The sequence below is a fragment of the Algibacter sp. 2305UL17-15 genome (assembly GCF_040720935.1).
Classification (GTDB): Bacteria; Bacteroidota; Bacteroidia; order Flavobacteriales; family Flavobacteriaceae; genus Jejuia.
Map to the genome: position 1 here is coordinate 98,341 of NZ_JBFDAE010000008.1, position 22,988 is coordinate 121,328.

Consider the following 22,988-nt stretch of genomic DNA (forward strand, 5'->3'; position numbering starts at 1 on the left):
CTTCTGTTAAGTGTAGTAATCATAGGTGTTTCAAGTGCTCTACAATAAGGTTAACCTACAATAAATAAACAAGTAGTGTGAAAATCAATAAAAATGCTGTTGAAAAGAAAAAGATATGAATAGCAAAACTGCAAAAGAATTAGATTTAGTTGAGTTGATGGCATCACTCAATTTTCATCCTGTAAAACGGATTAAGTATGATGTTTGGTTTTTTAGTCCATTTCGGGATGAAACCACACCTTCATTCAAAGTATGCTCAAAAATTAATAAATGGTTCGACCACGGCGAAGGAAAAGGTGGTAACACACTTGATTTTATGATTAGGTTAAAGATGTGCTCAATTAGTGAGGCGCTAAAACTATTGGAAAATAAATCTTTTTCTTTTCAAAAGCCAAAAAAATCGAATATCGAAACAATTCGAAATTATGAAATTGTTAGTGAACGGAGAGTCCAAAAAGCGACATTGATTAGTTATTTACACGAAAGAAAGATTGACGTTTCAACTGCAAGGAAGTACTGTATTGAATTACATTATTTAAATATTCAAAAAGCAAACTCAAACAACGCCAAAAAATCTAAAAGTGATAATAGGCTAAAACCCTTTTATACTATTGCATTTAAAAATGACCTTGGAGGTTATGAAACAAGAAATAAAATTTTTCAGAGTTGCTTATTTGTTAAAGCAATCACAACCATCAAAAATGATTCTAATACCTTGAATTTATTTGAAGGTTTTTTGGACTTTATATCGTACCTGACTTTAATGCCCCATAAAGAAAATGAAGATTTCATAATAACAAATTCGACTTCAATAGTAAAAAACACAATTGAAGTATTACCAAATTACACAACTGTTAAGACGTTCTTCGATAATGATGAATCTGGTATTAAAGCGACAAAAATGATTCAAGAAAATTGTAAAAGAGAGTTCTTAAATGAAAGCTTAAAATTCAAAAAATATAATGATGTTAATGATTACTTAATGGCATATAGACGCTAGTTTTTATGGGTAAAATATATCGAGAGGTGTCAATGTCCTGACAAATTTCATTTTGTCAGCACATTAACATCACGTTTTTCATCCCGAAGGTCGCAAAATTTTTAAAGAGATAAAATGAAAAAAAACAAGAAAATAGAATTTAGAGTTACGCTCACAGAACATCTTATAATTAAACATAAAGCATATAAAACTGGATGTTCAGTTTCAGAATACCTAAGAAATATTGCGCTAGATTATCCTTTGACTTATAAGCTTACTTATGATGAAATTGAAGTTTATAAACAGCTAAATAAGTTTGGAGATAATTTTAGAAGAATAGGTAACTTATTCAAATTAGGAGATGTTACTGGAGTTAAAGAAACTTCGATAGATACAGCCAAACTTATACGAGAACATTTAAATAAATTGAAATGATAAGTAAAGCAAAATCTTGCCCAGGCGGAACTGCGCTTTTTCATTATGTGGTTAATGAAGATAAAGGATATGAACTTTTGCGTAATGGTCTTTCTGGAGTAACACCAAAAGAACTGTATTCTGATATGGCTATCTTTCAAAATCAAAATTTAAAATGTAAGAACAACACTATAAGTATTGTTTTATCGCCAACTATTGAAGATAGTAGTCGTATGTCAGACTACCAGTTAAAGGAACTAACAAAAGGTTTCTTAAAGGAAATGAATCTAGATCCTAAATCAAATCAATTTATTGCCTTTATACATACTGAGAAAGACCATAAGCACTTACATATTTTACTAAATCGTGTGAAATCAGATGGCAAATTAATAAATGATAGTTTTATTAGTAAAAAGGCACAAGACGCTGCACATAAGATGGCTCTGGAATACGGATGGACATCAGCTAAAGACATAAAGGAAACTAGAGAGCGTGAACAAAAAGAATTTACAAAAGAAGTAAGAAGTATAATCAAAAAAGCGCATTACTTAGTTTTAAAAGGTAAGCCTAAAAACCTCGTTGCTTATCAAAAAGATATGGCAAAGTTTGGGATTCAAGTTTTGCCTACTATTAATAAACAAGGTAACATTCAAGGTTATCGATTTATTCACGATGCTTCAGGAACTAATTTAAAGGCAAGTGAAGTAGATAGGAATTTGAAACTTAATAAATTGTTTTCTAACGAAAATGAAATATCGAGAAATTCAAATAACTGGAATAAAGAATCTGTAATAAATGACTATAGTTTAAATGCTTCGATTTTTAAATCAATAATTACTCAACTAGCCTTTAGTGGTGGCGAGAGTCAAAATGAAAATTTAGAAAAAAAGAAATCAAGAAAAAGAAAATCAGTAAGACGTTAAAACTATGGCTAAACAATCCCAACCAAAAGTATCTGAATTGGTAGAGGTACTAATTCAGCAAATGTCAAATTTCGATAAGGTCATAAGGGACCGAAATGATATTTTAAATAAATCTATTTCAAAGTTAAATAGTATAAAGGTTGATTTTAATATTGCGGAACTTGAAGCAATGAAACAATCAAATCGTAATATTATTAAAAACGATTTTGAAAATTTTCACGCACAAACAAGAGAAAATAATAAGGAATTATTGAATATTCATAAAAAAGTTAGCTCAAAAAGATTGCTTTATCTGATTATTCTGAATGTTTTTTTTCTTTCAACAGCAGGACTATCATTTTACATCGCAGTTAAGAATTCAGTTGAAAAAAGCGAATATGAAAATGTATTAAAAGATAGAAATAAGTTTAAGAAACAAGCCTATGACTATCATAGCTACTTCCTTGAAAATCAAAAAGAAGCATTGAGGTATAATAATTGGAAGGAGAAATAAATTACAGTTTTGATGTATTATATTAAAACTACAAAGTCTTATTATTACTTTATAGTTTAACATCAATATAGTTTTATATTAAAACAGTTTTACTATTTTAATGTATTATAGTTTTACTGTATTAATATAAAATAGCATTATAGCAAAAAAGGTTTTTTTAATCATTGAGAACAAATGCATATCAGCTTTAAAAATCAATCAATTAAAAATATAAATCCTTAAATTTGTAAAGAATAAAATAAATAATATGAGAGAGAAATAAATTAATTTAATAATATAAAAGCGTTTAGCTTTTGATTCGGACATAGAAACTCGCCAGTTTTAAATTTCCCCAAAATCAAAGTTAGGACGTCCTCGCAATGGCGAGGGCTGTTCTTATTTGGGGAAGGGTTTCTGGCGAGACCTCTATACTGATAAGTAATGGTCTCTCGCTTTTTTTATACCCAATTATGAAACAAAAAAAAATAGTAATTAATGGCAAATTAAGCCTCGATGCAGAAGAAATGATTCACGAATATTTCAAAACTCAAACAGTTAACGGTATTGAGGATTTTGTAATGTCAGAAAAGGAATTTTTAGATAAATATAAAGGTACTTATTGCCTTAATGAATGGAGTACAATCAAACAATATGCAATTTACACTATAGACTGTTTTATATGTTTTAAATCCTATGATGTTATTATAGAAAGTAGGGAGAAATTCTACACGTATGCCGAAGCAGATTATCGTTTATGTAGTAAATGTTTTAATACCAATAATAAATTATACCATTCAGGCTTAGGTCTTCACTTAGCTGGAGATATCGTTTCTCAAAAATATCACTAATAAAAAATACTATGAAAAAAATCATACTAACAATCTCACTTTTAGCTAGTTTTCTATTTACTAACGGGCAGAATATTACAAAAACAGAACTTAACGAAGCTGAATTAGCATACCTTAGTAAGGACATTGCTAAAAGTTGGGGGGCAAAAATCCCTGATGACGACTTAATAAATTCGACTAAAAATAACTTAATAACGTATCAGTTCGAAATTGTTTATAAGGATACTGTGCTATATCGTGGTAATATTGCCAAACCAATCTTATCTGAAATTAGTTTCGGAATCTACAGAACCAGAGTTCAGTTTTGTCTCGATTATGAAACTCTAGATGCTGAAACAAAATTAGAATTGGCAGAAAGCAAGGAATTGAGTCTTGTAACCACAGAAAGTGGAAATAAATATTACTGTGCGCAAAGGTATAAGTTATTTGAAAATAATTATAAAAGCGAACTAACTGTAAATGATACTTTGTCTGATAAAATTCATTTCAAATTTTATAAATTGACTGAAAATTAGCTGAATGTATAAACGAAAATTAACTAAACCGAAGTAGTAGAATATAGAGATAACTACCTTTAATTGGTGTTGTTCTCATATTTGTACTATTAAGTAGAATCTACGGATTAAAAAACCTAATTGTCCACCAGTTGGGGGATTAAATATTAAACAACCGCTATTTGCGGTTTTTTTATTGAATGTAATTAAAATTGGAATATAAAAACATAACGTTATCCGATGTGTTTTACAATTGAAACATCTATATTTAAAAACTTTTAATATAACAGAATGAACCGAATTAAAGCAGTTCTAGAAGAAAAGGGTATTAAGCAAGTTTGGCTAGCAGAACAGTTAGGCAAAAGTTTTAATACTGTTAATGGTTATGTGCAGAATAGGAAGCAGCCTAGTATTGAGACATTATTCAAAATTGGGCAAATTCTGCACGTTGACCCAAAGATATTGCTAGCAACTTGATATAATTACAAGAAATAAATATTGATAACATTAAACCTAAACAAGTTATAAAAACCATTTATGGCAATTAAAAAATCAGAATTATATAGTTCACTTTGGAAAAGTTGTGACGAATTAAGAGGTGGTATGGATGCTTCTCAATACAAAGATTACATTCTTCCGTTACTATTTATAAAATATGTTTCAGACAAGTATGCAGATGATGAAGATGCATTAATTACCATTCCAGAAGGTGCAAGTTTTAACGATTTGGTTAAAATGAAAGGGAAAGATGGTATAGGCGATTACATCAACAAAAAAGTTTTAGCACCTATTGATAAGGAAAACGGATTTGATATGCTCTCTAAAATGGCAGATTTCAATGACGAAGATAAACTAGGGAAAGGGAAAGAACTTATTGAAAAGTTAAGCAAACTAATTGCTATTTTCGAAAACCCTGCGCTTAACTTCAGTAATAACAGAGCTGAAGATGACGACCTATTGGGCGATGCATACGAGTACCTAATGCAACACTTCGCAAAAGAAGCAGGAAAGAGCAAAGGGCAATTTTATACGCCTGCGGAAGTGTCTCGAATAATGGCAAAAATTATAGGTGTAAATAAAGCCACTTCGCAATCTCAAACCGTATATGACCCAGCCTGTGGATCAGCTTCGTTGCTTTTAAAAGTAAACGATGAAGCACCTCACGGATTAACAATTTACGGTCAAGAAAAAGACAATGCTACAGTTGCCTTAGCAAAAATGAATATGGTATTGCATAATAATCCCGAAGCAGTACAAGATATCGTGCAAGGAAACACATTAGCAGAGCCAATACATAAAGATGGAGACCAATTAAAACGCTTCGATTTCTGTGTGGCAAATCCACCATTTTCAGTTAAATCTTGGAGCAATGGTTTTAATCCACAAAGTGATATTTATAAGCGTTTTGATGGTTATGGCATTCCGCCTAATAAAAATGGCGACTATGCTTTTTTATTGCATATCATCCGTTCTTTAAAGACGAAAGGAAAAGGAGCAGTTATTTTACCTCACGGTGTTTTGTTCCGTGGTAATGCAGAAGCAACTATAAGAACCAACATTGTAAAACGTGGTTTAATTAAAGGGATTATTGGATTGTCTGCCAACTTGTTTTTTGGAACTGGTATTCCTGCTTGTATTATTGTTATAGACAAAGAAAACGCAGCAACTCGTAAAGGTATTTTTATGATAGATGCTAGTAAAAGCTTTATAAAAAATGGAAACAAAAACCGTTTAAGAGAGCAAGATTTACATAAAATCGTAGATGTTTTTAATAAACAAGTGAAAGTAGAAAAGTTTTCAAGAATGGTATCTTATAAAGAGATTGAAGCCAACGAATACAATCTTAATATTCCAAGATATATTGATAGTCAAGATGAAGAAGATATACAAGATATCCAAGCTCATTTATTAGGCGATATTCCTAATAGAGATGTGGAAGCCTTGCAAAATTATTGGGATGTTTACCCAAACCTAAAGGAGCATTTGTTTCAACCTACAAAAAGAGAGCAATATAAAAGTTTAGTTGTACCTAAGGCATTGATTAAAGAAGCTATTTTTAATCACGCTGAATTTATAATATACCGAAAATCTTTAGATAGGGTTTATAGCGAATGGGAAAGTGAAACTAAACCAAAACTTTGGAACATTAATGAAATCACTAAGCCAAAGGAATTAGTTGCTGAAATATCTGAAAGCCTATTAAAACAGTATAAAAACAAAGCCTTAATCAATCCGTATGATATTTATCAGCATTTAATGGATTATTGGAATGAAACACTAAAAGATGATAGTTTTTTAATTAAAGAAGGTGGTTGGGTAGCCACATCAACACCATTAAAAGATAAAAACGGAAAAATTAGAAAAGGCGAATTTGAAAGCGAATTAATCTCTTTTGAATTGGTTATAAATAGATTTTTCAAAAAGGAGAAAACCGAAGTAACTACAATTGAAGTCTATTTAGATACATTATCAGCTGAAATGACTGAACTCATTGAGGAACATTCTGGCGATGAAGGTTTATTGAATGAAGTAATTAATGATAAAGGCAATATTACTAAAGGTTATATGAGTAAACGTCTTAAAGAAATAAAAGGAGACGATGAATATGCAGATGAATATGATATAATTCACATTTACGATAAACTAATGTCTTTAGAAACTGCGAATAAAAAGACTTTAAAAGAAGAAGTCGCAAAATTAAAACAAAAAGCATATGCCAAATATTCTGAATTAACAGAACAGGAAATAAAAATTCTTATTGTTGAAGATAAATGGTTAACAATTATAAAAAATAAGATTGATAGCGAAATAGACCGCATAAGCCAACGATTAACTGACCGTATAATGGAGTTGGCAAACCGTTACGAATACCCATTACCTAAAGTAGAGCAACAAGTTCAAGAATTGCAAAAGAAAGTTGCACAACATTTACAAAAAATGGGAATGGTATGGAATTAAAAAAAGGCTATAAACGAACAGATATAGGTGTAATTCCAGAGGATTGGGATTTAATAACTTATGATGACGCATTTTTATTTTTGTCAACTGCTACTTATTCTCGTGCTCAATTATCTAAAATTGAGCCTATCAAGTATATTCATTATGGCGACATTCATACTCGTTTCAAGCATTTTTTAGACTTAAAAAGTGAACTGCCTACTGTATCTGAAATTCAGGGTAAAAGATACAGCTTAATTAAAGATGGAGATATAATAATGGCTGATGCTTCTGAAGATTATGAAGGTGTTGGTAAAAGTGTTGAAGTAATTAATTCAAATAGTTTGAAAGCAATCTCAGGACTTCATACTTTCTTGTTTAGAGACAAAAATGGTCATTTTGCTAATGGGTTTAAAGCATATATAAGTGAAAATATTTTAGTTAAAAACAGTTTCAAACGCCTTACTACAGGAATGAAAGTGTTTGGTGTTTCTAAAACAAATCTCAAAACTATTTTAATTCCTAAACCACCATTAAATGAACAAAAGTCAATAGCGGAAGTTTTAATCGATACTGTCCTACTCATCAAAAACTTAAATACAGTTATATCAAAGAAGAAAGCTATTAAACAAGGTGCAATGCAAGAATTGTTAACTGGTAAAAAGCGGTTAAAAGGTTTTGAAGAAAAGTGGAAGTTAAAAAGATTGGGAGAAGTACTTTCTTTTCAAGTTGGTTACCCTTTTCTCTCTGTTTTTTTTAATGAAAAAGAAGGTGTTAGATTAATAAAAAATAGAGATTTAAAAAACGATGGAAAAATAGTTCTTTATTCGGATAGTGATTTTCCATCTGAATATATTGTAAAAAATGGAGATGTTTTAATAGGAATGGATGGGGATTTTATTCCTTGCTTGTGGAACAAAGGAATAGGACTTTTAAATCAAAGAATTGGCAGATTAGTTTCAAATAAGGTAAACCTAACATTTTTCTATTATTTTTTGATTAAACCATTAAAAGATATAGAAGAAATAACCTCAAGTACTACTGTAAAACATTTATCTCATTCAGACATAGAGGAATTAGTTTTACCAATTCCAAATTTTAAAGAACAAGAAGCAATCGCTCAAATATTAAGTGATATGGATTCAGAAATTGAAGCTTTAGAAACTCAACTACAAAAAACAGAAAATCTAAAGCAAGGTATGATACAAGAGTTGTTGACAGGCAAGATTAGGTTAGTTAAACCAATTATTCAACCCTCTAAAAAAGATTTGGTTACAAAATTAAAAGTAAATATTGAAGATAAAATAATACCTATTGTTACTAATCCTGAGAAAGATTCTAAAAGTGAAAAGCCACGAAATGAACACATAACCGATGCAGTTCTAATTGGCACTATGGCAGAAGTATTTGGTAGTGATAAATTTCCATTAACTCGTTTTATGTACACTAAAGTTTCTTATTTAGTTAAGCGGTATAAGGAAGAAGAGGATAAAGGCTATCTAAAAAAAGCAGCTGGTCCTTATAAGCCAAAAACAAGATATGGAGGTGCTGAAAAAATTGCGTTAGAGAATAAATATGTGAAAAAACATATATCTAATCATAACGGAAAAAAGTACGAAAATTTTATTGCAGGAGCGAACTCTTCCAAAGCAGTTGAGTATTTTAAAAAATGGTATGGAGAAAATGCGTTACAATGGATTCAGCAATTCAAATTCACAAAACGAAATCAATTAGAGCTTTGGGCAACGGTTGATATGGCAATGCAAGATTTATTGTTAGCAAATAAATTAGTGAATTTTCAAACTGTTAAGCAATTAATAAACGATGATAAAGAATGGCGACCAAAACTAAAAAGACCAATCTTTTCAGATGATAATTTAAAAAGTGCTATTCATAAACTAAACCAACTGTTTAGTTAGAAAATAGATTTAAAATATGAGACAAGGACACGCAGAAGATGTTTATAAATGTTACGACCAATTTATTAATGAGTTTCTTTTAAAAGGGAATAGTATTTTGACAATTGAGAATCAAAATATTCTGAATGAAACTAATATAAATAACTGTTTTAAAAATTTTATCGAAAATTATAATGATGAAGAAGGAAGCAATTTTGATTCAAAAATAACGCAACAATTTAAAGATGCAGATTTAGAAACACGACTAGTATTTTCTCACGCAGAATGGTTGTGGGCTTTTGCAGTTGACGATATAAGTTATAATAAAAAAATCCATTACACGAGAAGAACTACTGAGTTAAGTGATGATAAATTAGTTAAAGATATTTATCCAAGAGGATTTGGAAGCGCAGGTCAATGGCATACAAATAATAAATATTTTGAAATTGTCTTTGCTTTATTAATCATACAATTTATCAAAAGAAAGGTTGATTCAAACGAAATTAAGACTTCACAACAAGTAAAAGATTGGATAGAAAACATCTGCATATATCATAAATATGGAAATGAAATTGAGGATTATGCGCTATCCGCAGAATTAAAAGAAGCATTGCCTAAGAGCAAATTAGCACTAACTAATATTCTAACCTATACCAGTAATCCCGATAATTATGAGCGTATTGCTTCGGAAACTCATAAAAATCAAATTATAGTTTCGTTTAATGGCTTATTAAGTGATGAAGAAAAAAAGAATCTAAATGCAGATGAAAAGATATATGCCATTAGACAAAGGTTAGGGCAATATACCAGACCAGATTTTGATTTTTACGAACACCAATATTCTAAAATTTGGAATTATTCTTTAACAGAAGAGGGCTTTTCAGAGGTTCAAGGATTACAATACAAAAAGGCAATAATATTATATGGTCCACCAGGTACTAGTAAAACACATACCGCTAAACATTTAGCGGAAGCTTTGATTTCGCATAGTTATTTGAGTGAGAGAAAGAATGTTGTGAAGTATTTTAAGGATAAGCCCAATTTTACCAAAAATAGAATACACCATTTACAACTTCATCCCAATTACACCTACGAAGATTTTATTGCGGGCTATCAATTGAAGGATGGTAATACGGTTAAAACTAAAGGCACATTATTCAATATCTGTAAAAAAGTAGCAGAAGATTCAGAGAAACTGCCTCACGTTTTGATATTGGACGAAATAAATAGGATTGATTTATCTAGACTTTTTGGAGAAGTGTTTTCTGCACTTGAAAATAGAGACGAACCAATCGAGGTAGGTGTTGGAGAACTAAAATTAACGATACCAAGTAACTTATATGTTATTGGTACAATGAATGAGATTGATTTTTCACTAGAACGGATTGATTTTGCTTTAAGAAGGCGTTTTTTATGGTTTTTTTATGGATATAATCAGGATATACTTTGGGAAATAATTCATAAAAAAAATAATGCTTTAGCAACGCGATTAAAGATGGGAGAGGAGATGGAAAGATATATTAGGAATGTAACTGCTCTTAATTACAAAATTTCAATAATTTCAGAACTCGGTAAACAATACCAAATAGGACATACATTTTTTGGGGAAATCGTAGAGATTTATAAAAGTTATAAAGAGATAGGTGGTTATACAAGTTTGCAAAATCAGCTTTATAGAAATGATGGTGGTGCAACAGGTATTTTATGGAACATTTCTATTCAACCTATGCTTATATCTTTTTTAGGCAATATGGAACTTGACTCACGAGATGAAATTTTAAAAGAACTTAAAACGATATTTTTTAGTAAATAATGTCAGAAGCGCCAATCCTAATCGAAGCTAAAGATTGCTTTCCTTTTGAGAATCAAGAAGGAAATGGCGAAGCAATACAATACTTTATTTCTAATCAAAATGAACTAAACATATTTCATATTGGAAACCAAAATAAGAATGATGATTTAGAAATAGCATATTTTAGTACCAAAGATGCAAAATGGTACGCTGGAAGATTAGTTGGAGAGGCTCAATTTAAATATAATGGTATTGATTATAAAATTGTTGTAAAACCAAGATTTGGAAACTTACAGCTATTTAGAATGCTCGAAGAAGTTTTCAATATTAAGTTAACTCACTCTAAAAGTAATGTCAATAAACAAGACGACTATCAATACTTAATTAAGCAATTGATAGCTTTTTTATGGCTAAATCTTTTATCAAAGGCAAATAAGCACGGTATTCCAAAGCACAATAAAGTTAGGTATTATAAAGGTGCAATTGTTAGAGGACGATTGGATGTTAGAAAAAGTATAATGCCATTATATGTTGAAGAAAAAATAGTGAGTAGATACAATGAGAAAGTTGTTGATGCTAATATTTCTAAAATTCTTTTAAAAGCATATAGGATTTTAAAATCCGATTACAAATTGTCCTCAATCAAAGTGTCATTAGGTGCTAAAAATGCAATAGAACAAATATTAACTTCTAACACAAGAGATACTTATTTAACGGAATCAGATTTTAATAATATTAAGTATAATGATATTTATAAATCGTTTAAACCTGTTGTTGACCTCTCTTGGGATATTATCAAAAAGAAAAGTTTCGGTAATAACAACGATAAAAATTCAGATAGCTTTAGCTTTTTTATCGATATGGCAGAAGTTTGGGAAATTTATTTAAGGTCAATTTTAAAAAGACACTTCGCTAAATTCGGTTGGAAACTGAGGGAAGATAAAATACAGACTTATAAGGAGAAAGATTTTAAGCGATTACTCATTCCAGATATTGTTTTAGAAAGAGAAAAGGATGTTATGGTTTGGGATGCTAAGTATAAAAGAATGGAGTTTGATTATTATGATTATGATAGGGCAGACTTCTTTCAAATACATACGTATATAAATTACTATCATCAGAATAAAAATGTCATTGCAGGAGGCCTTTTATATCCACTCTCAAAAGATTTTAGTACTGAAAGGCAATTTAAAAACAAATCTGAATCTCTTTTTAATCAAGAAGCGACAAACACTCGCTATCTAGTTGATGGAATTGATTACACCGATTTAACCGAAGAAAAAGTAAAAAGAGAAGAGCTGAATTTTTTAAGTAGAATAGCCGATTTACAAAAGAATTAAATATGAGCAACATTGGTCAAATAGAGCGCATAACGCAAAATAAAGTAATCCAGTTTTTTGAATTGGGTTTAAAGTATGACTATCTAGGCGATTGGAAAGACAGAGCCGATAATAGTAATATTGAACCTAAATACTTAATTCCGTTCTTAAAGAAACAAGGGTATTCAGATACGCTTATAAAAAAAGCTATTGATAAATTAACCAAGGACACAACCGACCTTGGTAAAAGTCTTTATGATGCTAATAAAGATGCAAATAGTTTTCTGAGATATGGTGTTAAAGTAAGACCAGATGTTGGAGAAAATAAAGAAACCGTATGGCTAATAGATTGGCAAAATCCGAATAACAATCATTTTGCTATTGCAGAAGAAGTTACAATTTCTGGTAACCATACTAAAAGACCAGATATTGTAATTTATGTCAATGGTATTGCTTTAGGTGTTATAGAACTAAAAAGAAGTACCGTTGGAGTAACAGAAGGCATCAGACAAAATTTATTGAACCAAGAAAAAGATGTTATTGGTTCATTTTTTACGACGATGCAATTGTTAATGGCAGGAAATGAAACTGAGGGTTTACGCTACGGAACAATAGAAACTTCAGAAAAGTATTATTTACAATGGAAAGAAAATAGCCTTGAAGCTAATAAGTTATTAAAACACATTTCTCAAATATGTAATAAGCAGCGTTTTCTAGAAATTATCCACGATTTTATTGTTTTCGATAAAGGTGTTAAAAAATTATGCAGGCATAATCAGTATTTTGGAGTTAAAGCAGCGCAAGAAAGACTTCTGAAAAGAGAAGGAGGTATAATATGGCATACACAAGGAAGCGGAAAAAGTTTAACTATGGTTTGGCTTACCAAGTGGCTAAGAGAAAATGTTGATGATGCTAGAGTATTAATAATCACAGATAGAGAAGAGTTAGACAGTCAAATTGAGAAAGTTTTTAAAGGTGTTCAAGAGAATATTTACAGAACTGAAAGTGGTCAAGACTTAATCCATACGCTCAATCAAAAAAACGAGTGGCTAATTTGTTCTTTAGTTCACAAATTCGGAGGGAAAGATGAAGCTAATTTTGATGCATTTGCTGATGAATTAACACGCAGCTTACCAAAAGACTTTAAAGCGAAAGGAAATCTTTTTGTATTTGTGGATGAATGCCATAGAACGCAATCGGGAAGTTTAAATAAAGCAATGCAACAGATTCTACCCAATGGGTTGTTTGTTGGATTTACTGGAACACCGTTATTAAAAAAAGACAAACAAAAGAGTATTGAGATTTTTGGTTCGTACATTCATACTTATAAATTTGATGAAGCTGTTAGGGATAAAGTGGTTTTAGATTTAAGATATGAAGCTCGTAATGTTGATCAAAATATTACATCGCAAAAGAAAATTGACCAATGGTTTGATGCTAAAACAAGAGGATTAACGGATATAGCAAAACGAAAATTAAAACAGCGTTGGGGAACAATGCAAAAGGTATTAAGTTCCCAAGACCGATTAAATCGAATTGTCGATGATATTTTAATGGACTTTGAGATTAAGGATAGATTACAGAACGGAACAGGAAACGCAATGTTAGTCTCAGGAAGTATTTATCAAGCTTGTCGTTATTACGACATATTTCAACAAAAAGGTTTTAAACGATGCGCCATTATCACGTCTTACAATCCAACTTTACAAAGCATAAAAGACGAAACCACAGGCGAAGAGGGTTATACTGAAAAATTAATGCAGTATGAGACTTATAAAAATATGCTTGATGGAAAAACAACTGAAGATTTTGAATTAGAAGCGAAAACGAAATTTATTGAAGAGCCTGCTCAAATGAAATTGCTTATTGTAGTCGATAAGTTGCTGACTGGTTTTGATGCGCCATCTGCCACCTTTTTATATATCGATAAACAAATGCGAGACCACGGATTATTCCAGGCAATTTGTCGTGTTAATCGATTGGATGGAGAAAGTAAGGAATATGGCTATATCGTAGATTATAAGGATTTATTCAAAAGTTTAGAAAACTCAATTAACGATTATACTAAAGAAGCTTTCGGAGAGTTTGAAAACGATGATGTACAAGGGCTTTTAGATAATAGACTAGTAAAAGCAAAAGAACGATTAGAAGATGCAAGAGAAACAATTAAAGCCTTATGCGAACCTGTGTTTCCGCAGAACACAATTAATTTTCAGCATTTTTTCTGTGGTAAGTCTGAAAACAAAGATGATTTAAAGGACACAGAAGCTTTAAGAGTCCATTTATATAAATATACCGTTAGTTTAATTCGTTCTTATGCCAATATAGCTAACGAAATGGAAGAAGCAGGCTATTCAGCAAGCGAAATCGAAACAATTAAGCAAGAAGTTAAATTCTATGCTAATTTAAGAGACGAAATTGAAAAGGCAAGTGGCGACTACATTGATTTAAAAAGGTTTGAGCCAGCAATGAGGCATTTAATTGATAGTTATATTAGAGCAGAGGAAAGCGAAACCATTTCAGCTTTTGATGATTTGTCTTTAATTCAATTAATAGTTGAACGAGAAGAAGAAGCCATTGAATCTTTACCTGAAGGAATTAGAAATGATAGAGAAGCTGTTGCAGAAACTATTGAAAATAATTTACGTAAAGTTATTATTGAGGAAGCACCAACTAATCCGAGGTATTTCGAGAAAATGTCGGTAATTTTGGATGAATTGATTCTAGAGCGCAAACGAGAAGCTTTTGACTATAAAAAGTATCTTCAAAAAATAATAGACCTTACTAAAAGGGTTACACGCCCAAATAAAACTTCGGATTACCCGAACGTTCTTGATACAAATGCTAAACGTGCATTGTATGATAATTTGGGAAGAGACGAAGCTCTAGCTGTTTTAATGGATGAAACTGTTAAGTATAATAAACAAGCGGATTTTAGAGGTAATAAATTAAAAGAAAAGAAAATTAGAATTGCAATAAAGCATATACTTCCAGATGGTTATAGTGTCGATGAGATTTTTGAAATTATAAAAAATCAAAATGAGTATTAAAGAAGAGCAAATACAAGTTTTAGATTTAACTATTGATGTCGTTAAAAAGGACATCAAGAATATGCACTTGGCTGTTTATCCACCAACAGGAAGAATCCGTATAGCATCGCCTAAAGACGTAAATGATGAAGCTATTAGGCTTTTTGCTATAAGTAAGATTAGATGGATTAAAAAGCATCAAAAAAACTTCTACGAACAGTTAAGAGAAGCGCCAAGAGAATACATCACAGGCGAAAGTCATTACTTTGATGGTAAACGCTATTTATTGAAAGTTATAGAGCGTTACGGTAAGCACGAATTGAAAATTAAAAATAAAAGCTATATAGAATTGTATGTTAGTCCAAAAGCGACCATTGAAGCCAAAGAGAAAGTTTTCAATGAATGGTATAGAATGCATTTAAAAGAAATTGTGCCGGACATTATTAAAATCTGGGAAGAGAAAACCGGATTAAGCTGTGAACATTGGGATATTAAAAAAATGCGAACTAGATGGGGTTCTTGTAATATTGAAAAACGAAAAATTTTATTGAATCTTGAATTGGCAAAAAAACCTAGGCATTGTTTAGAGTACGTTATTGTTCACGAGTTAATGCATTTTTTTGAACGCAACCACAACGACCATTTTAAAGGACTGCTAGACAAGTTTATGCCAAATTGGAAAACTTATAAGAGAGAATTGGATAATTTGCCTGTGGCTTATTAAAATTGATATTTAAAAGAATGGATTCAGATAAGATTAATGAAGAGATGATTGAAATGCGAAAGCAATTCAATAGAATTCAGAGTAAAATTCGTTCTGAAGCTAATATAAAGGACTGTTTCCATCCAGATAAAGAAGAGTGCGTCCTACCCATTAAAAGTGCTCATAGTCTTCAGCGTCAAGGATCATTGAGGTTTTTGGAAAAAGACCTTGATGGAAATAGATATTTATATATTCATACAGAAAGAGAGCATAACTTCAAACACGATTTTTTTGACCTCAAGAAAACAGGGAGAAAAGTTGCTACTACTTTTGATGGGTTTTGTTCATTCCACGATACTGAGATATTTAAGTTAATAGAAAATGAGCCAGAAATAACCGATATCGATAATGACGAACATTTATTTCTTCATAGTTACAGGTCATTTGCAATAGCTGCACATCGCAAGTTTGAAGAGGATAAATATTATCAATCCGAAGACCCTGAAATTATATCTTTGCTAAACAATATGTTTAATCCTGTTCAGTTGGCAGAATCGAAATTAGGAGTTCGAGCAGCTTTAAATGATTTTATTGAGCCTAAGAAGAGAATGGATGAATGGCTCTTGAATAAAGAATATTCAAATTTGGAGTATTTAGTAATTGAGTATCCATATACTTGCCCCATAGGATGTGCTGCCTATATAACACCACACCAACTTCCGAATGGTAAAAGTATTCAAATGAATCCATTGGATGAATTTCAAAGTAGTGTTTTTACCACAGTTTTGCCATTTTCCAATCGTACCGTAATTATACTTGCAGCATTTCCTGATGACCCAATTGGGTGTAAGCTTTTAGACCAAATTGATGCCATTCCTTATGAATTAAAGCAACAAAAATTTTTAAATTTTTTTCTTTTTGAGGGTGCGGAAAATGTTGTTATATCGCCTCATTTTATTGAAAAATTAAGTACCCAGAAAAGAAAGGAATATTGCGAATTAATAAATTTTATACAGGATAATAGAACACCATTTCTAAAATACAACGATAAGAAATTTCCAATTAATTATTTTGACCCATCTAATGCTATTAAATAATATTTAAATGAAATTAAACATTTTGATTTAATGATTTAGACTATTCTAATTTCTTTTAATGTATCAATCTGGGGGAAAATCCCTCGCCTTTAGGCGAAGACTTTAGTTTTATATTTTTGTAGGATGCAAAACTATCGAAAAACATCCCACACTACTTATGATTGCAAATACCACATTGTTTGGATTACCAAATATAGGAAAAAGGTTTTGGCTGGAGAAGTTGGCAAACGAGTAAGAGAATTGGTTAGAGAAATATGCAAGAGACACGATGTAGAAATATTGAAAGGCCACGTTTCCAAAGACCACGTGCATCTTTTCGTTTCTGTTCCGCCTCATTTGGCAATATCAAAGTTGGTACAATTTCTCAAGGGCAAAAGTTCTTATAAGTTGATGCAAGAAAACAAACAAGTTTCCCGACTATTTTGGGGACGTCATCTTTGGGCTAGAGGGTATTTTGTAGCAAGTTCAGGAAATATCACAGATGAGGTAATAATGGAGTATATAGAGAATCAAGATAATAATGAAAAAGAGGGTGGAGACTTTACTACGGTGGACTAACTTTAGTCGCCTTTAGGCGAAATCAAAACCCATCGGTCTTTAGCCGATGGTAGTTTAGTTTACTTTTAGAATCATTAATATAAATTGTTTGAACTCAATATGTACTTCGCAAATAGTGTTAATCCTCATAAATAAAAAATAGAAAAATATTGTATCATGTGGAAAATATAAACCCTAAATAGACTGGTAATTTGAAAGTATAAACAAAATTGTTTACATTTGTAGTATGAATATATTAATCGATAAATACAAAGGCATCCATCCAGGAATAATATTGGAACGCTTGCTAACCCAAAAAGGCATTTCACAACGTCCATTTGCAATGTCTATTGATGAATATCCTCAGACAATTAATGCAATTTCCAAGGGCAGACGGAAACTTAATACGCCTCTAGCTTTAAAAATTGAAAAAAAACTAAACTTAGAAGAGGGAACGCTTGCCTTGCTACAAACCTATTTTGATATTAAGGAAGAAAAAAACAAAATGGAACAAAGTACCCCAAACTTAAATCTTTTAAGAAGGTCATTGTTTTGGGATACAGATATTTCTAAAATAGATTGGGAAAACCAAAGTATCGCTGTTATTAAACGTGTATTTGAACGTGGGAATAACATTGAAAAAGGAGAAATTAAACGTTTCTACACCAATGAAAAAATTGAAGAAGCACTTGCAGAAGGTATTCGTAAACCATACACCATTTATAGAAACAAAGAAAAGGTATAATGCTATACTATAATACTGTTAACGAACTATTGAAAAATAGCTTACTTAAATTAATGAAATCTGATTTATTTAATGATTTTAGATTGGTAGGTGGTACAGCATTGAGTTTACAAATTGGGCATAGAGAGTCAATAGATATTGATTTGTTTAGTGATTTGCAATATGGAACATTGGATTTTGATGCCATTGAAAAACATCTAAAAGAAAACTTTCAATATGTAGATTTTTTAAAAATAATTCCAGCAATGGGAAAAAGTTATTTTGTTGGAGAGGATAAAGACCATACAATAAAGCTCGATTTATATTATACAGACACTTTCATTCAACCATATATTGAAGTTGATGCTATAAGAATGGCAACTATAGAGGAAATTATAGCAATGAAAGTTGATGTAGTACAAAGAGGTGGAAGAAAAAAGGATTTTTGGGATTTACATAGTCTGCTTCAATCTTATGGTATTAGCCAAATGTTAGATTTACATAAGCAAAGATATCCTTATACACACGATCGAGATTTAATTATCCAAAATTTTACGTCCTTTGCCCAAGCCGATGAAGACTTTAATCCCATTTGTCTTAATGGAAAACATTGGGAATTTATAAAGGATGATTTTGAAGAAATTATTCTGAAGTATAAAGAATCTTTATAATATTCTTTCTTTAATGGTATTTACCAAGTCTAAATAGTTAGATATTAGAACGTAAATCAACCATAAACAAACAAAATACTACACCTAATTTACACCTTATAACTCTTTAGATATAGTGTTTAAAGGGATAGTTACATATTGTATCGGGAAGTAATCTCGTATTATGTAATTTTATTTTGTATTTCAAAATATGGTGTTATATTTGCATAACACTAAGAGGTAAATGAGGATCGTATCACACAAAGCAATTAAAGAGTTTACAAAAAAACATGCATCATCTATTGTAGCCTTAGAGGATTGGTACATAAAAACTAAATTAAGTAACTGGAATAGCTTTTTAGATGTAAAGGAAACCTTTAATAGTGTAGATTATATTGCCAATGACAGATACGTATTTAACATTAAAGGAAACGATTACAGATTGGTAGCCATTATTATTTTTGCTTCCAAAAAAGTTTATATTAGATTTATTGGCACTCATGCCGAATATGATAAAATAGATTGTTCAAATAGTTAAGATTATGAGAGTTATAAAGACAGAAAAAGAGTATGAAGCTGTTTACAGCAGGGTAGAGGAGTTATTAAAAGTAGTAACAAATAAAACCCCTAATGACAGTAAGGACTTTATAGAATTGGATGTGTTATCTGATTTGGTTGCAGATTATGAAGAAGCAAACTTTCCTGTAACTGCTCCAAATTTAATAGATGTTATTAAACTCCGAATGTATGAGCTTGGATTGAACCAAAAACGATTATCTGAACTTTTGGGGGTTAGCACGTCAAGAGTAAGCGAGTACTTAACAGGCAAAAGCGAACCCACTTTAAAAGTAGCAAGAGAAATAAGTAAAAAACTAGGTATTGATGCTTCTATTGTTTTGGGGGTTTAGTATTTAGATGATTTTAGATTTTTAGGGTGTAAAGAATTTCACGCCCTTTTTTATTTTATGTAGTAAGTGTATTAAATTTATAGGTTTCCCTTAATCAGGACTGTTTAAATTTCTAATATTATCAAATTTATTATTTTAGAGAAATAAATGTTTTGCGCAATTGAAGAAATGCAAATTTTGTTAGCCAGCGTTTTACAAAATAATTATGATTACTATATGAAAATTCAAATTTGCTCAGATTTACATTTGGAATTTTCTAAAAATAGAGAATGGCTGAAACATAATCCGTTGGTGCCAAAGAGTGAAACCTTAATTATTGCAGGTGACACTTACTATCTAGAAAGAGATTATTCTAAATTAGACTTCATAAACAAGATTTCCAAAGATTTTAAACACGTATATTTAATACCGGGCAATCATGAGTACTATGGAGGATATAATGCTGCAACAGCTTTATTGTCAAGTCAAATAGAAATTAAAAAAAATGTACATATGTTAAACAACACATCGGTACAAATTGGTGATACTAATTTTATTTTTTCAACACTTTGGTCTAAAATTGAGAAGCATATAAATGAAATAAAAATGGGCATGAATGATTTTAGATTAATCAAGTTTGAAGAGAAGCGATTGACAATTAATGATTATAATATGATTCATAATAAGGCCTTTGATTTTATATCAAATGAAATAAAAAAGGAAGGCAAAAAAGTAGTTATTACGCATCATTTACCAAGTGAACATTGTAATGCTGATGAATTTAAGGGTAGTGATCTCAATGAAGCATTTTGTGTTGAAAAAACAGAATTCATCTTAAATAGTAATGTTGATTATTGGGTTTATGGTCATTCTCACAGAAATATAGATGGTTTTAAAATTGGAAATACTAATATGATAACCAATCAATTTGGCTATGCGGAATGGGACGAGCACAAAGCATTTGATTATGAGAAGGTTATTGAAGTTTAATTTTGTCGTATTTCCGACAAGGCACTATAAAAAACCTTCTATTTAAATGACATACAATTTGCGTTTTTTAAATTTTTATTTAGCACAATTCATCTAAGGCTATTTTAAACGTCAAGTATTTTGAGCAAAAAAGTTGACTTGTGTGCATAGAGTTATATATTTTATCAGGAAATAACAAGTTGCTTATGAACCCAACAACCCTAAATTAAACTCAAAATATTTCACAGAATCAATATTTCCTTTTATCGCCACGGCTGCCTTATAATCTGCTTCAGTTTTAAACGGAATGATTTGCCATAATTCTTTTTCATGCTCATCCCATAGCGTTTCTGTTAATTTCGCTTTTTCATCTGAGTCAATGCTTATAGAAAACGAATCTAATGGAAAAGACAAACCTAGAGATTTTCCTTTGATGAAGGCTTCTTTACGTGTCCAACCTCTATAAAATGCTTCGGTTTGTAATGTTTTGGGGATTGAATTAAGTGTTTTGATTTCTTGTTTTGAAAAGTAATTATCCACGATTTCCAAGACATCAAAATCTCCTTTAATGTATTCTACATCAATTCCAATATCATAATTATTTACAAAACCGATAACAGCCAAATCTCCTGCATGCGAAACGTTAAATTTTAGCGGAGTATCAAAATCAAAATCAGGTTTTCCAAACTTACCATATTTAAACTTTATGTCCTCGGGATTTATTTTTAAGTATTTGCTAGTCAATAATCTCAAAACTCCTCGTGTAATAACAGAACAATTTTTGTCTTTATTAAATCGGAATTTTGAGGCTTTTAGAATTTCATCGTCAGATAGAAAACTACTTAAAAAAGAGATGTTATCCTTAGTGAGGTTACAATTGATAATCCAAATATAAACTTCATTATTCTGAATTTCAAATAAATTATCAAGTTGCTGATTCATTAGTTAGAAATTGGTCTTAGACTTATATTAACATTTTGTATTTAAATGTTCTGAAAGGGTTTTTTCTTCATATTTACGATAAATACTATTAAGGGTATTTAAATTATTTTTATAAGTTTTATCATTAAGAATTTTATTTATGTGTTCTCTTATTTCTTTCGACGAGTCATTGATTTTATCACCCATAATCCCTAGTTTATGGTAATGGATTCTTGCAGCATTTCCATTTCCTTCAGCTACATTTGCCGAGTATGCCAACATCGGAACGGCATAATGTAAACATTCGCTTATAGTATTTATACCACCATGAACTATAGCGCAATCAGTATGCTCTAAAACTTTTAATTGCGGCACCCAAGGGATAAAAAAACAATTGGTCTGAGGTTTAAATGTATCAATAGGTAACTTACCTCCAAGACTGACAATTAAAAGCCAATTTTTTTCTTCTTCAATACTTTTTATTATTTTTTTTACAAAATCGATATCAGGAACGAGAATACTTCCTACCGAAAAGTAAATGAGTTTTTTGTTAGTCATTTGCTTTTCATTAATAATTTCATCAATAAGATGTATTGATTTTACATCAAAATTAAAATCTCTTTTTTCATATATCATGGGACCAACATAGATATGATTTTTTGCTGGTTTATGAGGGAAATCCATTTCAGATAATGTAAAAGATAGGATAGGTAAATTTGTATAGCAAAAAAGGTATGGTAGGTTACTCTCTATAAGTGTATTGGTTGGAAAATTATTTTCTTTTGCGAATTTTCTTAAAACCTTTCTTCTGTAATCTTTAAAAGTTAATTTGTTAACTAAAATTCTTGCCTGTACTTTAAACTTGATAAATAACCAGCTTGCTAGGATTCCAAGTGAACTTCCTTTTATCCCATTACCAGGAATAATATTTGTGCGTAGGGGAGGAAGTTTTAGGCCTAATCCCATATTATTGGAAAACCATGCTGTAAATAATGTTACAGGAATGTTTAGAGCACTTGCAGCAAATATGAGATCATGTAGTTCTACATCGATTATAAAATGATCGGGTTTTACTTTTTTAAGTTCTGCTTTATATACCTCAAGCCCTAATACTTTTTTTCCAATTTCGTAATGGTTGAAATAATTTTTATAATGATATACAAATCGTTTTACCCAAGATGAAGATTGAATGTTCTTTAACGTTGAATGTTTGTATCCAAAATTTATAGGTGACAATTGCACATAATCAAAACCATGTTTTACCACTTTTTCCCTAACGTTTTGAGGACATAAATATATTATCGAATGACCTTCGCTTTGTAACTTGGTTGCTAATTTAAAGCTAGAATGTAACCTTCCTGTCAAACCAGTAATTATTAGTGCAATATGTGCCAT

The 22,988-nt window shown here is 30.6% G+C and carries 22 protein-coding genes; 20 read left to right on the forward strand and 2 right to left on the reverse strand.

The features are described from left to right. Window positions 1-115: 115 nt before the first annotated feature. The 20 genes from ABXQ82_RS10290 to ABXQ82_RS10385 all read left to right on the forward strand — a co-directional run bounded on the left by ABXQ82_RS10290 (window position 116) and on the right by ABXQ82_RS10385 (window position 20,693). A complete protein-coding gene (locus ABXQ82_RS10290) occupies window positions 116-1,000 on the forward strand; it encodes a toprim domain-containing protein (RefSeq protein ID WP_367058773.1) in 885 nt (294 codons plus the stop codon). A gap of 114 nt (window positions 1,001-1,114) precedes the next feature. Then, window positions 1,115-1,414: a mobilization protein gene (locus ABXQ82_RS10295; protein ID WP_092853269.1), complete on the forward strand. Its 300-nt coding sequence runs from the start codon at window positions 1,115-1,117 to the stop codon at window positions 1,412-1,414. Beyond that, window positions 1,411-2,316: a relaxase/mobilization nuclease domain-containing protein gene (locus ABXQ82_RS10300; RefSeq protein WP_367058776.1), complete on the forward strand. Its 906-nt coding sequence runs from the start codon at window positions 1,411-1,413 to the stop codon at window positions 2,314-2,316. Before ABXQ82_RS10295 ends, ABXQ82_RS10300 begins: the two co-directional genes overlap by 4 nt. Window positions 2,317-2,320: 4 nt before the next feature. Then, a complete protein-coding gene (locus ABXQ82_RS10305) occupies window positions 2,321-2,809 on the forward strand; it encodes a hypothetical protein (RefSeq protein WP_367058779.1) in 489 nt (162 codons plus the stop codon). Window positions 2,810-3,168: 359 nt separating this feature from the next. Then, on the forward strand, window positions 3,169-3,636 hold the full coding sequence (locus tag ABXQ82_RS10310) for a hypothetical protein (protein ID WP_367058782.1): 468 nt from the start codon (window positions 3,169-3,171) through the stop codon (window positions 3,634-3,636). Between the two features lie 11 nt (window positions 3,637-3,647). Next, entirely contained in the window at window positions 3,648-4,151 is a 504-nt protein-coding gene (locus tag ABXQ82_RS10315) for a hypothetical protein (RefSeq protein WP_367058785.1), read from the forward strand. Between the two features lie 270 nt (window positions 4,152-4,421). Beyond that, window positions 4,422-4,607, forward strand: a complete 186-nt coding sequence (locus ABXQ82_RS10320) for a helix-turn-helix transcriptional regulator (RefSeq protein WP_367058788.1) — start codon at window positions 4,422-4,424, stop codon at window positions 4,605-4,607. Window positions 4,608-4,667: 60 nt separating this feature from the next. Further along, the gene (locus ABXQ82_RS10325; protein WP_367058791.1) at window positions 4,668-7,088 is read left to right on the forward strand and encodes a type I restriction-modification system subunit M; all 2,421 of its coding nucleotides are present in this window, start codon (window positions 4,668-4,670) and stop codon (window positions 7,086-7,088) included. Continuing rightward, on the forward strand, window positions 7,079-8,986 hold the full coding sequence (locus ABXQ82_RS10330) for a restriction endonuclease subunit S (RefSeq protein ID WP_367058794.1): 1,908 nt from the start codon (window positions 7,079-7,081) through the stop codon (window positions 8,984-8,986). Before ABXQ82_RS10325 ends, ABXQ82_RS10330 begins: the two co-directional genes overlap by 10 nt. Window positions 8,987-9,002: 16 nt before the next feature. After that, on the forward strand, window positions 9,003-10,778 hold the full coding sequence (locus tag ABXQ82_RS10335) for an AAA family ATPase (RefSeq protein WP_367058797.1): 1,776 nt from the start codon (window positions 9,003-9,005) through the stop codon (window positions 10,776-10,778). Beyond that, window positions 10,778-12,097 carry a hypothetical protein gene (locus tag ABXQ82_RS10340; RefSeq protein ID WP_367058800.1) on the forward strand — a complete coding sequence of 440 codons (1,320 nt, stop codon included), beginning with the start codon at window positions 10,778-10,780 and terminating at the stop codon, window positions 12,095-12,097. The genes ABXQ82_RS10335 and ABXQ82_RS10340 overlap by 1 nt, the downstream gene beginning before the upstream one ends. A gap of 2 nt (window positions 12,098-12,099) precedes the next feature. Continuing rightward, window positions 12,100-15,126, forward strand: coding sequence for an HsdR family type I site-specific deoxyribonuclease (locus ABXQ82_RS10345; protein ID WP_367058803.1), 3,027 nt, complete (start codon window positions 12,100-12,102; stop codon window positions 15,124-15,126). Then, window positions 15,116-15,829 (forward strand): SprT family zinc-dependent metalloprotease, encoded by a 714-nt coding sequence (locus ABXQ82_RS10350; RefSeq protein WP_367058806.1) that lies wholly within the window; start codon window positions 15,116-15,118, stop codon window positions 15,827-15,829. The genes ABXQ82_RS10345 and ABXQ82_RS10350 overlap by 11 nt, the downstream gene beginning before the upstream one ends. A gap of 17 nt (window positions 15,830-15,846) precedes the next feature. After that, window positions 15,847-16,905, forward strand: coding sequence for a hypothetical protein (locus ABXQ82_RS10355; protein WP_367058809.1), 1,059 nt, complete (start codon window positions 15,847-15,849; stop codon window positions 16,903-16,905). A gap of 123 nt (window positions 16,906-17,028) precedes the next feature. Further along, on the forward strand, window positions 17,029-17,463 hold the full coding sequence (gene tnpA, locus ABXQ82_RS10360) for an IS200/IS605 family transposase (protein ID WP_367058812.1): 435 nt from the start codon (window positions 17,029-17,031) through the stop codon (window positions 17,461-17,463). A gap of 226 nt (window positions 17,464-17,689) precedes the next feature. Beyond that, window positions 17,690-18,187 (forward strand): helix-turn-helix domain-containing protein, encoded by a 498-nt coding sequence (locus ABXQ82_RS10365; protein ID WP_367058815.1) that lies wholly within the window; start codon window positions 17,690-17,692, stop codon window positions 18,185-18,187. A 53-nt stretch (window positions 18,188-18,240) separates the two neighbouring features. After that, window positions 18,241-18,837: a nucleotidyl transferase AbiEii/AbiGii toxin family protein gene (locus ABXQ82_RS10370; RefSeq protein WP_367058818.1), complete on the forward strand. Its 597-nt coding sequence runs from the start codon at window positions 18,241-18,243 to the stop codon at window positions 18,835-18,837. 223 nt (window positions 18,838-19,060) lie between these two features. After that, window positions 19,061-19,354, forward strand: a complete 294-nt coding sequence (locus ABXQ82_RS10375) for a type II toxin-antitoxin system HigB family toxin (protein ID WP_367058821.1) — start codon at window positions 19,061-19,063, stop codon at window positions 19,352-19,354. A gap of 4 nt (window positions 19,355-19,358) precedes the next feature. Further along, window positions 19,359-19,724, forward strand: a complete 366-nt coding sequence (locus ABXQ82_RS10380) for a helix-turn-helix domain-containing protein (protein ID WP_367058824.1) — start codon at window positions 19,359-19,361, stop codon at window positions 19,722-19,724. A gap of 216 nt (window positions 19,725-19,940) precedes the next feature. Next, window positions 19,941-20,693, forward strand: coding sequence for a metallophosphoesterase (locus tag ABXQ82_RS10385; RefSeq protein ID WP_367058827.1), 753 nt, complete (start codon window positions 19,941-19,943; stop codon window positions 20,691-20,693). A gap of 183 nt (window positions 20,694-20,876) precedes the next feature. Here the strand turns inward: ABXQ82_RS10385 and ABXQ82_RS10390 are convergent, their stop codons facing one another. Beyond that, window positions 20,877-21,614 (reverse strand): 4'-phosphopantetheinyl transferase superfamily protein, encoded by a 738-nt coding sequence (locus ABXQ82_RS10390; protein WP_367058830.1) that lies wholly within the window; start codon window positions 21,612-21,614, stop codon window positions 20,877-20,879. Window positions 21,615-21,641: 27 nt separating this feature from the next. Further along, window positions 21,642-22,988, reverse strand: coding sequence for a hypothetical protein (locus ABXQ82_RS10395; protein ID WP_367058833.1), 1,347 nt, complete (start codon window positions 22,986-22,988; stop codon window positions 21,642-21,644).